Consider the following 15,726-nt stretch of genomic DNA (forward strand, 5'->3'; position numbering starts at 1 on the left):
CGTTGGTTCGGGGAGGCGGCAGTGGCTGTCAGACGTTTGCGCGGAATAGCGACATCGGTCGCGGTCATGGGCCTTCTGGTGCTGCCGCTGGCGGCATGTGGAGGCGGCGGCGGCGGTGGCGGCGGCGTGGCGCCGGCGGCGGGGTGGTCACGCCTCCCCTCCTCCCCGCCTCCTCCTCCCCGCCGCCTCCCCGCCGCCCCCGCCGTCCCCAGCTCGAACTCACCCGAGTATCAACGCAACTACGGCGTGGTGAACGCAGGCGCGATCACGGCCTGGCAAGGCGGCGCCACGGGGCGCGGCGTCACCGTCGGAGTGGTCGATAGCGGCATCAAGATGAACCACCAGGATCTGGGCGCGAATATTTCATCGCTCTCAACCGACATCATCGCGGGTCGCAATCAGCCGCAAGGCGCCGACAGCCATGGCACCCGCGTCTCCAGCGTGATCGCCGCCCCCTTCAATGGCTTCGGCACGGTCGGCGTCGCCTACAACGCCACCATCTTGTCGATCCGGGCCGACATCAGCGATTGCACCGATCCGGACGACACGGTCTGCTTCCGAGGTTCGGATCTGGCCAATGCCCTGGACTACGCCGTGCGCAACGGCGCCAAGGTCATCAACCTGTCGCTGGGCGGTGAAGGCGCCCTGGGCGCCTCGTTCGAAGCGGCGCTTCAGCGCGCGATCAATGCAGGCGTGGTCTTCGCCGTCGCCTCCGGCAATGAGGCCGGCGCCAACCCGGAATGGCCGGGTCGCTACGCCGGCGACGCGCGTTTCGCCGGCGGCATTATCGTCACCGGCGCACACAACGCCGCCAACCAGATCTCGAGTTTCTCGAACCGCGCCGGCGTGTCGCAGGCCTGGTTCCTGTCCGCGCCCGGCGAAGACGTCGTTGTCGACTGCGAAGACACGTCGTGCTGGCGCGTTAACGGCACCTCCTTCGCCTCGCCCGCCGTGGCCGGGGCTCTGGCCCTGCTGCTGGAGGCCTTTCCCAATCTGACTGGCCGTCAGGCGGTCGATATCCTCCTGCGTACGGCCAGGGACGCGGGGGACGTCGGGACTGACACCATCTATGGCCGCGGCCTGCTGGACATCGCCCAGGCCTTCCAGCCGGTCGGCGCCACTTCCTCGCCCCAGGCGAAGGGGGCGGCCGTGCAGGTCGCCATCGAGCCCGGCGCCCATGTCGGTGGACCGTTCGGCGACGCCCTGGGCCGTACCGACGCCCTGGGCACCATCGGCTATGACGAATACGAGCGCCTGTTCCGCATCGACATGGGCGCGGCCTACCGCATCGCGCCCCGTCGCAGCTATCAGCCGGAAAACCCCACGCCGATGCGCCAATCGCAGGTGACGATGGACGGCCCCGGCGGGGCGAAACTGTCCCTGGTCGCCGCCGTGCCGGTCGAGACTCCCGAACCGATCCTGAACCGCTACACCCCCTTCGACGCCCCCTGGCTGGGCGACGAGGTCAAGCAGGAAGCCCTGTTCGACGTCACCGCCGGGCGCATGTCCTTCTCCGCCTGGCAGGGCAAGGGCGGATCGCGTTCGCCCTTCCGCACCGGCTCGGGCGACGGCTTCGCCGCCCTGGCCCAAGCCGATCACGCGTTGCGCGGGGCCATGGTCTTCGACGGTCTGGGCTTCGGTCCTCTGACGGTCAGCGCCGAGACCGGCGCCGGCGACCGGCGCGCTCCTTTGCGCTCGGTCGAGCAGGACGTCTCCTCCTATGCCCGCGCCGCCGTCGACTGGCGCGGCGCGCACGGCGGCCTGTCCTTCAGCATGGGGGCGCTGGACGAGAAGATGGGGCCGCTGGGCGCCTATATGCCGACGCGTTCGGACTTCGCTCTGCCCTCTCGCACCCGCTTTGCGGCCTTCGGCGGCGACCTGAGCCTGGGACACGGCGTCATCATCAGCGGCGAGGCCGGTTTCGGCCGCACCGAGATCGAAGGCCGGTTCCTGAATCTGTCCAGCGCCGCCGTCAGCTCGACCTGGCGCATGGCGCTGCAGTCGGACTGCCCGTCGTGGGCGCTCGGCTGCAGCCGTCTGACCTGGGAGATCTCCCAGCCGTTGCGGGTCGAGAGCGGGACCTTCAGCGCCTTCCTGGCCGATGTGCCGCTGGAATACTTCGACCCGGTCACCTTCTCGGAGCGCCGCTTCTCGGCCAGCCCCTCGGGCCGTCAGATCGACTTCAGCATCCGCAGCCTGCACCCCCTGCCCGGCGGGTCGGTGCTGCAGCTGGAGGCCGTGGCCAGCCGCGACGAGCAGCACCGTGCAGGCGCCCCGGCCGGCTACGCCCTGTTGGGCAGCTGGCGACGCGGGTTCTGACCCCTACGATCCAGACATGAGAAAGGCCGGCGGATCGCTCCGCCGGCCTTTTGCATTTCAGCCCGTGAGCCGAAGCGTCAGCCGCGCTCGACGCACATGGCGACGCCCATGCCGCCGCCGATGCACAAGGTGGCCAGGCCCTTCTTCGCGCCCGAGCGTTTCATCTCGTGCAGCAGGGTGGTCAGGACGCGGGCGCCCGAGGCGCCGACCGGGTGGCCGATGGCGATGGCGCCGCCGTTGACGTTCACCTTGGCCGTATCGAGGCCCAGTTCCTTGACCACGCACAGCGACTGGGCGGCGAAGGCTTCGTTGGACTCGATCAGGTCCAGGTCGGCGACGGTCCAGCCGGCCTTCTCCAGCGCCTTCTTCGAAGCCGGGATCGGACCCGTGCCCATGATCGACGGATCGACGCCCGCCGTGGCCCAAGAGGCGATGCGGACCAGAGGCTCCAGACCGCGCGCCTTGGCTTCATCGGCCGACATCAGCACCAGGGCGGCGGCGCCGTCGTTGATGCCCGAGGCGTTGGCGGCGGTCACCGAGCCGTCCTTGACGAAGGCCGGCTTCAGCTTCTCCATCGCTTCAATGGTGGCGCCGTGGCGGATGTATTCGTCCTGGTCGACGACCACGTCGCCCTTGCGGGTCGCGATGGTCACCGGAGCGATCTCGTCGACGAACTTGCCGGCCTTCTGGGCGGCCTCGGCCTTGTTCTGCGAGGCGACGGCGAAGGCGTCCTGAGCGGCGCGGTCGATCGACCACTTCTCAGCGATGTTCTCGGCCGTCTGGCCCATGTGATAGCCGTGGAAGGCGTCGATCAGGCCGTCCTGCAGCATGCTGTCCTTGAAGCCCAGCTCGCCCATCTTCTGGCCATTGCGCAGCTGGGCGGTGTGGGGCGACTGGCTCATGCTTTCCTGACCGCCGGCGACAACGATCTTCGCATCGCCCTGCATGATCTGCTGATAGGCCAGGGCCACAGCGCGCAGGCCCGAGCCGCACAACTGGTTCAAGCTCCAGGCCGGAGTCTCGTTGGGCAGGCCGGCGCCGATCGAGGCCTGACGCGCCGGGCCCTGCCCTGCGCCCGCCTGCAGCACCTGGCCCAGGATGACTTCATCGACGTCCGCAGGCGCCACGCCCGCACGCTCCAGCGCCGCCTTGATCGCGACCTCGCCCAGCTTGGAGGCGGGCAGGCTGGACAAGGCGCCGAGGAAGGAGCCGACCGGGGTCCGGGCGGCGGAAACGATCACTACGTCAGTCATGATATTCACTCCGGGGAGAAATTCTGCGGGAGGTTGTGCCGCATTGCACACTCCGCGTCACCTCTCGCAAGTGCGAAGTTCAGCACTTCGTCATCATCCGGGCGCAATCTGACGGGAACGATCCCCACGGCGAACGCTTTTCAGGAGTGATGCTGGTGCGGCTGAAATCCTTGGCGAGACGGGTGTGGACGCCCGACGACCTCGACATGATCGAGCACTATCAATCGCGCGCCGAGCGGCTGGCCGATCTGTGGGTTCATATCGTGGGCCTGGGTCTGGCGGCCATCGGCGGCGTCGTCCTGGCGGTGCTGGCCGGGCTTTACGGCGGGATCAGCGCCGTGGTGGCGACCGCCATCTACGCCGTCTGCCTGCTGGCCATGCTGACAGCCTCGACCATCTACAACCAGACCCACCCTTGCGCCGCCCGCCCCGTGCTGCGACGGCTGGACGAGGCGGCCATCTTCCTGATGATCGCCGGCAGCTACACCCCCTTCACCACACAGAGGTTCGAGGGGGCCTGGTCGATCGGCTTCACCCTGACCGTCTGGTTGATAGCCCTGTCGGGCGTGGCGGTAAAAATGTTCGCCCCGCGCATCTCCGACGTCTTCTGGAGCGCGGTCTATGTCCTGTTCGGCTGGGTGGCGATCTTCGCGCTGAAGCCGATGATCGAGACGGTGCATCCCCTGGCCCTGGGCCTCCTGGTGGCGGGCGGTCTGATCTACACCTCGGGCGTCTTCGTCTTCATCAGCCAGAAGGTGAAATTCCGCCGCGCCATCTGGCACGGTTTCGTCGTGGCGGGGGCCGGCGTGCACTGGGCGGCCATCCTGATCGGGGTAGTCCTGGCGCCCGGCGCGGCCTGACCTGACGGCGCCCTCTGGCCTTCGCGCGCGCAACGCGTGATAGTGCGGCGTTGCAACAACGCGAGAACAAGCGTGAACGACAAGAAATCCGAGGGCGGAAAAACCCGTGATGGCGTCGTCGTCATCAAGAAGTATGCGAACCGGCGGCTCTACAACACCGCCACCAGCGCCTATGTGACGCTGGAAGACCTGGCGCAGATGGTGCGCGAGGGGGTCGAATTCGTCGTCTATGACGCCAAGACCAATGACGAGCTGACACGTCAGATCCTGACACAGATCATCTTCGAGGAAGAGAACCGCGGCGAGGCCCTGCTGCCGGTGCAGTTCCTGCGCCAGTTGATCGGCTTCTACGGCAACTCGATGCAGTCGGTCCTGCCGTCCTATCTGGAGATGTCGCTGGACAGCTTCACCCGCCAGCAGGAGCAGCTGCGCAGCCAGTTCACCCGCGCCTTCGCCGGCACGCCCGGCGGCGGCCTGATGGAAGAGGCCGTGCGCCAGAACATGGCCATGTTCGAGCGCGCCATGAAGATGTTCCCCGGCATGGCCGCCTATGGCCGACCCGAGGCCGAGACGGCGCCCGCGCCAGAGCCAGCGCCTGAGCCCAAAGCAGCGCCGGCCGACCCGGCCCTGGACGAAATGCGTCGCCAGATGGACGAGATGCGCGCCCAGATCGAGCGCCTGGCCGGCGCCGGCAAATGACCGACGGCGTGCGCCCGGTCGCCCCCCTGGAGGGGCCCACGGTGCAGGAACGCCGCGAAGGCGACCGGCGTCGCCGTGACCGTCGCGCCGAGGCCGAGGTCGAAGCGGCGTCGCGCGCGGTGGTCCCGGCTGGCGAGCGGGTCGATCATGCCGCCTCCCCGGCAAAGCCTGCCGTGTCGCCGCTGGCGCCGCCGGCCCTGTTCGCCGCCCAGGTCCTGGGTCAGAAGGGGCAGAAGCGCGGGCTGAAGGGCGGGCCTCCGGTGCTGGACGCCGCCCGCTCGACCTATCTGGGCGCGGAATATTCGGGCAAGCGCGACCGTCGCCCCCGCGTGGGCAAGGCCACTCAGACCGAAATCTAGGCCCCTTCGGCCGATGGCATGGCGTTTGCGACGGCCCCGGCGTCTTCGACCGGAGTTTCGCCCATGGCCGTCCTTAACCTCGCCGCCCGCCTGTTCGACGTCACCGTGGTCGCCCTGGTCTTCGTCGCCTTCAGCTAATCCTGCGCCTCAGCGCGGGTTCATGTCGAAGTCGCGCCGCGAGGCGATGATGGTGACGATGAAACCCGCCAGCACGTCCAGCAGCACCATGGTCAGGATCAGAAAGAAGACCGATCCTGCAAAACCCGGCAGCAGCAGGAACTCAACCAGACAGACCACGAACAGCGCCATCGACAGGGCGTGATTGACGATGGCCACCCGCTGGCTGGAGGTCGATTTCAACAGTTCGACAAACAGCAGGATCAGCGACAGGAAGAGGATCAGGTCGCCGATGCTGATGCTCCACACCGCGCCCGAGGTCATGGGCACGCGGAACAGCACCTCGCCCAGCACCGCCGTCGGCCCGAGCAGGGGATCAGCGCCCGCCCCGCCGAGCAGGATCACCAGATTGTAGATCATGACCGGCACGATCAGCAGCGGTATGGCGATCAGCATGGGTGGCCCCTCCAGATCGCCCTGCTTAACCCTGTTTCCAGCGCACAACCATATGGCCCCAAAGACCAGAATGGTTCGGTCAGAACTCGCTGATGGCGCCCGGCCGACGCGAGCGCGATTTCAGCCACATCACGCCCAACAGGTCCGAAAACGACGCCCGCAGCCGTCCCCAGTTGGTGTATTTCGACTGACCCGTCTCGCGGTGGCGGTGATCGACGTCGAGATAGCGGTTCTCATACCCCTCGCGGATGGTCAGCGCCGGCAGATAGCGGTGGATGTGATCAAAGTAGGGCAGCCGCAGGAAGACGTCGCGGCGGAAGGCCTTGAGCCCGCAGCCGGTGTCGTCGGCGTCGTCGGACAGCAGCTTCTTGCGGATGCGGTTGGCCCAGATCGAGGCCTGACGCTTGGCGTTGCTGTCCTGACGCTTGGCGCGCACCCCGCCGACCAGGGCGACGCTGGCGGGAGCGGCGATCAGGGCGTCAGCCAGGCGCGGCGCATCGGCGGGCGGGTTCTGGCCGTCGCCGTCCAGGGTGACCACGATAGGCGCGCGCGCGGCCAGGACGCCGGTGCGCACCGCCCGGCTCTGACCGGCGTTGGTCGCATGCGACAGCACCCGCAGGGTCGGCAGCTCGGCCATCGCCGCCTGCAGCTCGACCAGGGTCGAATCCTTGCTGGCGTCGTTGACGAAGATCATTTCATAGGACCGACCGGCGAAGGCCTCGGCGATCTCGCGCGCCAAGGGCACGGCTGCGCCGGATTCGTTGTGAACAGGCACAACGACGGAAATGTCAGGAATAGAAGCGAGGCTGTCGGTCATCCGTCGCTCTGTAGCGCATCGCCGGGCTCGAGGAAAACCGGGCCGCGCGAAGAGGTTACAAGCTGCAGCTTCCGGGGGGCGGCGTCGGCGTGATACGACAGCGCCATGAACCGCCCGAACCTGGATCACCTCATCGCCGGCTGGCGCGGCCCCGTTCTGGCGGCCCTGCTGACCCTGCTCGCCGGTCTGCCCAGCATGATGCTGCTGCCGCCGCTGGATCGCGACGAAAGCCGCTTCGCCCAGGCGACCGCGCAGATGCTGGAAAGCGGCGACTTCGTCGACATCCGCTTCCAAGACGAGCCGCGCTGGAAGAAGCCGGTCGGCATCTACTGGATGCAAGCCGTGGCCGTCGGCCTGACCTCGGACGTCGAGGACCGCAACATCCAGCCCTACCGCCTGCCGTCCCTGTTCGGGGCCATGCTGGCCGCCTGGGCCGTGGCCTGGGCCGGCGCCGCCCTGTTCGGCAACCGCGCGGGCTTCCTGGCCGGCGCCATGCTGGGCGCCACCTTCCTTTTGTCCTCCGAGGCGGGCATCGCCAAGACCGACGCCATGCTATGCGGCCTGACCACCCTGTCGATGGCGGCGCTGGCGCGGATCTATATGGCGACGCGTGCGGGCGAAAAGCCGGTGCGCTGGCACAAGCTGCTGTTCTGGCTGGGCATCGGCCTGTCCATCCTGATCAAGGGACCGATCGGGCTGCTGGTCGTGGCCCTGTCGATCATCGCCCTGTCGGTCTGGGACCGGAACATCAAGTGGTTGGGGCGTCTGGGCTGGGGCTGGGGTCTGCCGCTGGTGGCCCTGCTGGTCGGGCCCTGGGCCATCGCCATCACCATCGCCACCGACGGCGGCTTCTGGCGTGAAGCCATCGGCGGCGACCTGGCGCCCAAGCTGGCCGGCGCCCACGAAAGCCACGGCGGCTTCATCGGCATGTACGCCCTGCTGTCGCCTCTGCTGCTCTTCCCCGTCACCCTGATGCTGCCCGCCGCCCTGTCGACCGGCTGGCATCGTCGGGCCGAGCCGGCCATCCGCTTCGCCGTCTGCTGGCTGTTGCCCGCCTGGCTGATGTTCGAGATCGCCCCGACCAAGCTGTGGCACTACACCCTGCCCACCTTCGGCGCGATCGCGCTTCTGGCCGCCGCCGCCTTGACCCGGCCGATCGGCAAGGTTTCACGCATTTCCGGCGCCCTGCTCGGCCTGTTCGCCGCCGTCGTCATCTGCGCCATCACCGTCTATGGCCTGACCGAGTTCGGTCGCTCGACGGCCCAGACCTGGGCCACCGTGACCATCGTCTTCGCCGTCATGGCGGCGGCGGTCGGCGGCTTCCTTTTGGTCAATCGGGCGGCGATCACCGGGGTTCTGGCGGCCATCCTGTGCGGCGTCATCGCCCACGCCGGTCTGGCCGGGACCATCCGCCAGCTGCGCCCCCTGTCCATCGCCCCGCGTCTGGTGAAGACCCTGGAATCGGCCGAGCTGAGCCCGGCCCAGGGTCGCTATCCGGGGCCGGTGGCCATCACCGGCTTCCATGAGCCCAGCTTCGTCTTCCTGACCGGGCGCGACACCCAGTTGACCGACGGTCCCGGGGCCGCCCGGGCCCTGGCCGAGGGCCGCCCCGCCATCGTCGAGGCCCATGACGACGAAGAGTTCCGCCGCGCCCTGGCCGATCTGGGCGCCGCCGGTCGCGCCGTGGGCGTGGTCAGCGGCCACAACTACTCCTCGGGCGACGACGTGCGCCTGACGGTCTATGCGCCCGCAGGCGCCGGCGAACGGAGCGCACGCTAATGGGTCGCTTCATCCAGATCGTCGAGGTCGGGCCGCGCGACGGCCTGCAGAACGAAAAGGCGGTGCTGACGCCCGCCGTCCGCGCCGACTTCGTGCGCCGCCTGGAAGCGGCGGGCGCCAAGCGCATCGAGGCCGCCAGCTTCGTCCATCCCAAGTACGTGCCGCAGATGGCCGGGGCCGAAGAGGTCATGGCCGCCCTCCCCCCCGCCGAGGGCCACAGCCGCATCGGCCTCGTTTTGAACGGCAAGGGCTATGACCGGGCGCTCGGCACCGCGGTGGACGAGGTCAATGTCGCCATGTCCGCAACCGACGGCTTCGGCCTGAAGAACCAGGGGCTGAACGTCGACCAGCAGGTGCAGATGCTGGCCGACATCATGGCGGGCCGCGCCAATGCAGAAGGCGCGCCCGGCGCGACGCCGAAGCTGACGGCCACCCTGTCCTGCGTCTGGGGCTGCCCCTTCGACGGCGAGGTCTCGGTCGAACAGATCAGCGATCTGGTCGCCCGCATCGCGGCGCTGGGCGTCGAGGAGATCGCCCTGGCCGACACCATCGGCGTCGGCGATCCGTGGAGCGTGACCAAGAAGGTCGAGGCCGCCCGCAAGGCCGCCCCCGACGCGACCCTGCGCCTGCACTTCCACGACACCCGCAACACCGGCCTGGCCAACGCCTATGCGGGCGTCGAGGCCGGGATCGACATTCTCGACGCCTCGGCCGGCGGCATCGGCGGCTGCCCGTTTGCGCCCGGCGCCACCGGCAACATCGCCACCGAGGACCTGGTCTACATGCTGGAACGCGCCGGTTTCTCGACCGGCTACGACCTCGACAAGCTGATCGAAAGCGCCCGCTGGATCGGCGAGCAGATCGACAAGCCTCGCCTCAGCGCCCTCAGTCGCGCAGGCGGCTGGCCCAAATAGAAAAACGCCGCCGTCCCGAGGGGCGGCGGCGTCTTCATTTCAGGATGGCCCGAGACCTTACAGGTTGAGCAGAGCCGGGTCGCCGCCCTGGGCCGCGATGTTGACGCTGATGGCTTTTTCGGCGGCGTAGCGGATCAGGCTGTTGGGGCCGCCGGCCTTGGGGCCGGTGCCGGACAGGCCTTCGCCGCCGAAGGGCTGCACGCCCACGACAGCGCCGATGATCGACCGGTTCACATAGACATTGCCGGCCGGGACCAGACGCACGACCTCATCGGCGAAGGCCTCGATACGGCTGTGGACGCCCAGCGTCAGGCCGTAGCCGCGCGCAGCCAGCTTGGCGGCGACCGACTTCAGGTCCTTCGAGTCATAGCGATAGACGTGCAGGATCGGCCCGAAAACCTCGCGTTCCAGGAAGTCCGGCGTCGGGATCTCGGCGATGGTCGGGGCGAACAGGTCGCCCTTGTCGGCGCCGGCCGGCAGTTCGGCGCGGGCGACGATCTTGGCCTCTTTCGACAGGCGCGCGACGTGGGCTTCCAGATTGGCGCGGCTCTCGGCGTCGATGACCGGGCCGATGTCGCTCTTGGTCTCAGTCGGGTCACCCAGAATCTGGGTCGCCAGCGCGCCCTTCAGGCCCTCGATCAGGGCGTCGGCGGCTTCCTTGGGCGCATAGAGGATGCGCAGGGCCGAGCAGCGCTGCCCGGCCGAGCCGAAGGCCGACAGGATGACGTCGTCGATGACCTGTTCCTTCAGCGCCGTGGTGTCCACGAACATGGCGTTCAGGCCGCCGGTCTCGGCGATGAAGGGGATGATGGCGCCGGGGCGCGCGGCCAGGCCGCGGTTGATGGCGCTGGCGGTGTCGGTGCCGCCGGTGAAGGCCACGCCGTCGATGCCCGGATGGGCGGTCAGGGCCGCGCCGACGATCTCGCCGCGACCCGGAACCAGGGCCAGCAGGTCGGGGTTCAGACCAGCCTTGTAGAACAGACGAACGGCCTCGGCGGCGATCAGCGGGGTCTGCTCGGCGGGCTTGGCCACCACGGCGTTGCCGGCGGCCAGGGCCGCAGCGATCTGGCCGGTGAAGATGGCCAGGGGGAAGTTCCACGGGCTGATGGCGGCGAAGACGCCGCGACCGTGCAGCACCAGTTCATTGGTCTCGCCCGTCGGGCCCTTCAGGGTCTGGCGACCGCCGAAGTCGCGCTCGGCCAGCAGGGCGTAATAGCGGCAGAAGTCGGCGGCTTCGCGCACCTCGGCCACGCCGTCGTTCAGGGTCTTGCCCGCTTCACGCGACAGCAGGGCGACCAGACGGTCCATGTCGGCTTCCAGCACGTCGGCCATGGCGCGCAGGATCGGGGCGCGACCGGCGCCGCCGATGCGGTCCCAGGCGACCTGGGCGTTGGCGGCGGCCATGACGGCGGCGTCCACATCCTCGACCGAAGCTTCCGACACATGGCCCAGGACCTGCGAGCGGTCGAACGGGTTGGTCACGTCCTGCGGGTTCACCCCGGCCTTCAGCTTGCCGCCGATGATGGGACCCGACGTCAGCTTCTCGCTGTCGACGCGCTCCAGGGCCTTGGCGTGACGTTCACGGTCGGCGGCCTGCGAATAGTCGCGGCCGAGGGAGTTCTGGCGATCGCCGTAGATGTTCATGGGAACCGGAATCCTGGGGTGGCGGTCGGGCTGGGCCTCGACGGCGGTGATGGGGTCGGCGGCGACGGCGGCCGCCGGAACGCGCTCGTCCAGCAGGGCGTGGACGAAGGAGGAGTTGGCGCCGTTTTCCAGCAAACGGCGCACCAGATAGGGCAGCAGTTCTTCATGACCGCCGACGGGAGCATAGGCGCGGACGATGACCTGCTCGTCGGCCCAGGCCTCGTGCGCGGCGTCATAGAGGGCCTCGCCCATGCCGTGCAGACGCTGGTGCTCGATGGTCACGTTGCGGTCGCGGGCCATGCGGCGCACGGCGGCCAGGGTGTGGGCGTTGTGGGTGGCGAACTGGGCGTAGATGTAGGGCGAGGCCTCGATCAGAGCCTTGGCGCAGACCAGATAGTTGAGATCGGTCGCGGGCTTGGTGGTGAAGACAGGATAGTCGGTGCGGCCGTTGACCTGGGCCAGCTTGATCTCGGTGTCCCAGTAGGCGCCCTTGACCAGACGCACCATCAGACGACGACCCGAGGACTTGGCCAGTTCGGCCAGCTTGGCCACCGTCTCGGTCGTGCGCTTCTGATAGGCCTGAACGGCCAGGCCGAGGCCCTTCCAGTCGCCCAGTTCCGGCTCGCGCGCCAGCCGCTCCAGCAGCTTCAGCGACAGGGCCAGACGGTCAGCCTCCTCGGCGTCGATGGTGTAGTTGATGTCGTATTTGGCAGCGATCAGGGCGAGACGCAGGATGCGGGGATAGAGCTCTTCCCAGACGCGGTCTTCCTGCACCGCCTGATAGCGAGGCGACAGGGCCGACAGCTTGACCGAGACGCCGTGACCGGCCTCTGGCCCCTGACCCTTGGCGGTCTTGCCCACGGCCTCGATAGCGTCGGCGTAGATCTTTTCATAGCGTTCGGCGTCTGCGGTCGTGCGGGCGCCCTCGCCCAGCATGTCGAAGCTGCACAGCCAACCCTCGCGGTCCGAGCGCTTCAGCGCCGCCTCGATGGTGCGGCCGACGACGAACTGCTCGCCCATGATCTTGACGGCGGTGGCCACGGCCTGACGGATGACCGGCTCGCCCAGACGCCCGGCGATACGCTTGAGGAAGCCCGACAGGTCGGTCTTGGCCTCGTCGTCCACATCGACCAGCTTGCCGGTCAGCATCAGGCCCCAGGTCGAGGCGTTGACGAACAGGCTGTCGGACTGGCCCATGTGCGAGGCCCAGTCGGCCGAGCCGATCTTCTCGGCGATCAGGCGGTCGCGGGTGTCGGCGTCGGGCGTGCGCAGCAGGGCCTCGGCCAGGCACATCAGGGCCAGACCCTCGCGGGTGCCCAGAGAAAACTCCTGCAGGAAGCTCTCGACCACGCCCTGCTTCTTCTGGCTGGCCCGGGCCTGATCGACCAGGGCGATAGCGTCACGCAGCACGTCGGCGCGCTCGGCCGTGGTCAGGCCGGGATTGGCCAGCAGTTCGGCGACCACAGCGCCCTCGTCGCGGAACTTGTTCCGGTCCAGATCGTCCCAGTGCTTGAGGTCGGTCGGCGTCATGAAACTCACCCTGGGATCAAACCCTTCGATTTGCGGCATATATGGCGGACTTGGCCGAATGTGCATTGTATGATGGCGACCCGAACCAGAGATTATTCGGCAATCAGGCTTACTCGCCATGCAAATTCTTGACGACACCGACCGCCGCCTGCTGCGCGTGCTCCAGATCGACGGCCGCATCTCCAACGCGGAACTGGCGCGAAGGTGCAATCTGTCGCCCGCCGCCTGCTTCGAACGGGTCAAGCGGCTGAAGGACCGGAAGGTCATCACCGGCTACGCCGCCCTGATCGACCCGGCCTCGGCCGACCGCGCCCTGCTGATCTTCATCGAGGTTCTGCTGGACCGAACCACGGGCGACGTCTTCGACGCCTTCGCCGACGCCGTCCGCCGCCAGCCCGAGGTGCTGGAGTGCCACATGGTCGCCGGCGGCTTCGACTATTTGATCAAGGCGCGGGTGGCCGACATGGACGCCTATCGCGTCTTCCTCGGCGATATTCTGGTGCGGATGCCCGGCGTGCGCGAGACGCGAACCTATGCTGTTCTCGAAGAGGTGAAGTCGACGACGGTCCTGCCGCTCTAAACCCGTCTCGCCTTCGTCATCTTAACCGTCTAGAACTTTCGGCTCAGCGAAACGGCCCGGGCCCACTCGACTTCATGCGCATTGTTCTGGTCACCGACGCCTGGGAACCCCAGGTCAACGGCGTCGTCCGCACCCTGACCCGCACCGTGGCCGAGTGCCGCGCCATGGGCCATGAGGTCGAGGTCATCGAACCCAGCCAGTTCAAGACCATCCCCTGCCCCACCTATCCCGAGATTCGGCTGGCCCTGGGCGCCGAAGAAGAGATTCGCGAACGCCTGCGCGCCTTCGAGCCCGAAGCCGTCCATATCGCCACCGAAGGCCCCCTGGGCATCGCCACGCGCCGTATCTGCGTGGAATGGAAGCTGCCGTTCACGACCAGCTATCACACCAAGTTCCCCGAATACGTCTCGGCCCGGTTCCCGATCCCGGTCCAGGTCGGCTACGCCTACATGAAGTGGTTCCACAAGCCGTCGGGCCGGCTGATGGTGGCGACGCCCACCCTGCGCGACGAACTGGTCGAGCATGGCTTCCGCAACGTCTCGCCGTGGACGCGCGGCGTGGACACCGAGCTGTTCCGCCCCGACCTGGAGCCCATCTACAAGGAGATGGGCGGCGAGAACTGGCCCCGCCCCTTCTTCCTCAACGTCGGCCGCGTCGCGGTCGAGAAGAACATCGAGACCTTCCTCGAACTGGACCTGCCGGGCACCAAGATCGTCGTCGGCGACGGCCCGGCCCGCGCCGAACTGGAAGAGAAATATCCCGAGGCCAAGTTCCTGGGCGCCCGCTTCGGCGAGGATCTGGCCCGCTGCTTCGCCGACGCCGACGTCTTCGTCTTCCCCAGTTGGACCGACACCTTCGGCCTGGTGATTCTGGAGGCCATGGGCGCCGGCACCCCGGTTGCCGCCTATCCGGCGCACGGCCCGATCGACATCATCCCCGGCTCGAACGCCGGGATTATCGACGACGACCTGAAGACCGCCTGCCTGGAAGCCCTGAAGCTGGATCGCCAAGACGTGCGCGCCTACGCCGAGAAGTTCAGCTGGCGCGCCTCGGCCGAGCAGTTCGTCGAGAACCTTCAGCCCTATCCCGAGCCCGCGCGCGGCCGCTTCTGGCGTCGCCTGCGCCGCATCGCCCGGCTGAGGCGCAAGGCGGCGGCCTGAGCCGCCCTCTTCCCTCCCAGCGCAGGCCATCTTCGTCATCCTCGGGCTTGACCCGAGCATGACCGCTGAAAAAGAGAAGAGCGCCGTGATCTTTCGACCACGGCGCTCTCTATCGTCTTGGGCCGCTTGAGCGCGCTTAGTTCGGACGGGCCATCGAGGTCATGGCCGCGGCCTTGGCGCGTTCGGCGGTCAGCTGGTCTGCGGGCAGCGGCACCAGGCCGCGATCCTGCAGGTAGCCGCCGCGACCGGCGGCGCCTTCCGACATGAACTCCTGGACGAACTGCTCCAGGCCCGGCGTCACGCCCACATGGGCCTTCTTGACGTAGATGTAGAGGCTGCGGGCCAGCGGATAGCTGCCGTCGGCGATGGTCTCGGCCGAGGGGGCGACGCCGTCGATGGTCTCGGCCTTCACCGTGTCCATGTTCTGCTCCAGGAAGGAGAAGCCGAATACGCCCAGCGAACCCGGGGTGCGGGTCAGGGTCTGAACGATGGCGTTGTCGTTCTCGCCCGAGTCGACCCAGGCGCCGTCTTCACGCAGGGTGTGGGTCAGGGTCTCGAACTTGGTCTTGTCGTCCTTGAAGGCGGCGACGGCGGGGATCAGCTTGCCGCCCGGCGCCATGCCCAGCTCCAGGAAGGCGTCGCGCGTACCCGAGGTGGGCGGCGGGCCATAGACCTGGATGCGCTGGTTTGGCAGGCCCTTGTTGACGTCGTTCCACGTCTTGGTCGGGTTGGCGATGAAGGTCCCGTTCGGGCCGGGCACTTCCTTGGCCAGACCTTCGTAGAGATCGTTCAGCTCGAAGTTGAAGCTGTTGCCGGTGCGGGCGGTGGCGATGACGATGCCGTCGAAGCCGATCTTGATCTCGACGATGTCGGTGACGCCGTTGGCGACGCAGCGGTCGAACTCGCTCTGCTTCATCGGACGCGAGGCGTTGGCGATATCCGGGGTCGAGGGGCCGACGCCGGCGCAGAAGGCCTGGATGCCGCCGCCGGTGCCCAGCGACTCGATGCGCGGTGCCGCCGTATTGCCCGAGGTGCGGGCGAAGTTCTCGGCCGCGCGCGTGGCGAAGGGGAAGACGGTCGAGGAGCCGGCGGCCCAGATGCCCGCGCGGGCCTTCTGGCTGCCGGGCGCGCCGCCCTCGTTATTGCCGCAAGCCGCGAGGGCCAGAAGCGCCGCCGTGCAGGCGGTGATTTTCAGGGAACGGATCATTGGCCGGACCTCTCCAGACGTCAGTTGGCGAC

At 68.2% G+C, this 15,726-nt stretch carries 13 protein-coding genes; 8 read left to right on the forward strand and 5 right to left on the reverse strand.

All coding sequences use genetic code 11. The features are described from left to right. Positions 1-21: 21 nt before the first annotated feature. The gene (locus tag IFE19_RS14390) at positions 22-2,319 is read left to right on the forward strand and encodes a S8 family peptidase (protein WP_225910298.1); all 2,298 of its coding nucleotides are present in this window, start codon (positions 22-24) and stop codon (positions 2,317-2,319) included. A 77-nt stretch (positions 2,320-2,396) separates the two neighbouring features. On the opposite strand, the gene IFE19_RS14395 is transcribed toward IFE19_RS14390, so the two are convergent. Beyond that, the gene (locus tag IFE19_RS14395; protein ID WP_207823414.1) at positions 2,397-3,572 is read right to left on the reverse strand and encodes an acetyl-CoA C-acetyltransferase; all 1,176 of its coding nucleotides are present in this window, start codon (positions 3,570-3,572) and stop codon (positions 2,397-2,399) included. A 149-nt stretch (positions 3,573-3,721) separates the two neighbouring features. Between IFE19_RS14395 and trhA the strand changes: the two genes are divergently transcribed. The 3 genes from trhA to IFE19_RS14410 all read left to right on the forward strand — a co-directional run bounded on the left by trhA (position 3,722) and on the right by IFE19_RS14410 (position 5,490). Next, positions 3,722-4,432 carry a PAQR family membrane homeostasis protein TrhA gene (gene trhA / locus IFE19_RS14400; RefSeq protein WP_207823416.1) on the forward strand — a complete coding sequence of 237 codons (711 nt, stop codon included), beginning with the start codon at positions 3,722-3,724 and terminating at the stop codon, positions 4,430-4,432. A gap of 72 nt (positions 4,433-4,504) precedes the next feature. Next, a complete protein-coding gene (gene phaR, locus IFE19_RS14405; protein ID WP_207823417.1) occupies positions 4,505-5,131 on the forward strand; it encodes a polyhydroxyalkanoate synthesis repressor PhaR in 627 nt (208 codons plus the stop codon). Beyond that, positions 5,128-5,490, forward strand: a complete 363-nt coding sequence (locus IFE19_RS14410) for a hypothetical protein (RefSeq protein ID WP_207823419.1) — start codon at positions 5,128-5,130, stop codon at positions 5,488-5,490. Before phaR ends, IFE19_RS14410 begins: the two co-directional genes overlap by 4 nt. A 147-nt stretch (positions 5,491-5,637) precedes the next feature. Here IFE19_RS14410 and IFE19_RS14415 read toward each other — a convergent pair whose 3' ends face one another. Together IFE19_RS14415 and IFE19_RS14420 are read right to left on the reverse strand one after the other, a co-directional pair. Beyond that, a complete protein-coding gene (locus IFE19_RS14415) occupies positions 5,638-6,063 on the reverse strand; it encodes a hypothetical protein (protein WP_207823421.1) in 426 nt (141 codons plus the stop codon). Positions 6,064-6,142: 79 nt separating this feature from the next. Continuing rightward, complete coding sequence (locus tag IFE19_RS14420) at positions 6,143-6,880, reverse strand: glycosyltransferase family 2 protein (RefSeq protein WP_207823423.1); 738 nt, start codon at positions 6,878-6,880, stop codon at positions 6,143-6,145. Between the two features lie 105 nt (positions 6,881-6,985). Here IFE19_RS14420 and IFE19_RS14425 point away from each other — a divergent pair, with 105 nt between their 5' ends. Both IFE19_RS14425 and IFE19_RS14430 read left to right on the forward strand, forming a co-directional pair. Further along, positions 6,986-8,659: an ArnT family glycosyltransferase gene (locus IFE19_RS14425; RefSeq protein WP_207823425.1), complete on the forward strand. Its 1,674-nt coding sequence runs from the start codon at positions 6,986-6,988 to the stop codon at positions 8,657-8,659. Continuing rightward, positions 8,659-9,573, forward strand: a complete 915-nt coding sequence (locus IFE19_RS14430) for a hydroxymethylglutaryl-CoA lyase (RefSeq protein ID WP_207823427.1) — start codon at positions 8,659-8,661, stop codon at positions 9,571-9,573. Before IFE19_RS14425 ends, IFE19_RS14430 begins: the two co-directional genes overlap by 1 nt. A gap of 57 nt (positions 9,574-9,630) precedes the next feature. On the opposite strand, the gene putA is transcribed toward IFE19_RS14430, so the two are convergent. After that, the gene (putA, locus tag IFE19_RS14435; RefSeq protein ID WP_207823429.1) at positions 9,631-12,747 is read right to left on the reverse strand and encodes a bifunctional proline dehydrogenase/L-glutamate gamma-semialdehyde dehydrogenase PutA; all 3,117 of its coding nucleotides are present in this window, start codon (positions 12,745-12,747) and stop codon (positions 9,631-9,633) included. A 118-nt stretch (positions 12,748-12,865) separates the two neighbouring features. On the opposite strand from putA, the gene IFE19_RS14440 reads away from it, so the two are divergent. Then, positions 12,866-13,327: an Lrp/AsnC ligand binding domain-containing protein gene (locus IFE19_RS14440; protein WP_207823431.1), complete on the forward strand. Its 462-nt coding sequence runs from the start codon at positions 12,866-12,868 to the stop codon at positions 13,325-13,327. Positions 13,328-13,401: 74 nt separating this feature from the next. Further along, complete coding sequence (locus tag IFE19_RS14445; RefSeq protein WP_207823433.1) at positions 13,402-14,487, forward strand: glycosyltransferase family 4 protein; 1,086 nt, start codon at positions 13,402-13,404, stop codon at positions 14,485-14,487. 136 nt (positions 14,488-14,623) lie between these two features. On the opposite strand, the gene IFE19_RS14450 is transcribed toward IFE19_RS14445, so the two are convergent. Next, positions 14,624-15,694 (reverse strand): substrate-binding domain-containing protein, encoded by a 1,071-nt coding sequence (locus tag IFE19_RS14450; protein WP_207823435.1) that lies wholly within the window; start codon positions 15,692-15,694, stop codon positions 14,624-14,626. Between the last annotated feature and the right edge of the window lie 32 nt (positions 15,695-15,726).

Source organism: Brevundimonas pondensis (assembly GCF_017487345.1).
In the GTDB taxonomy this organism is placed as follows: domain Bacteria; phylum Pseudomonadota; class Alphaproteobacteria; order Caulobacterales; family Caulobacteraceae; genus Brevundimonas; species Brevundimonas pondensis.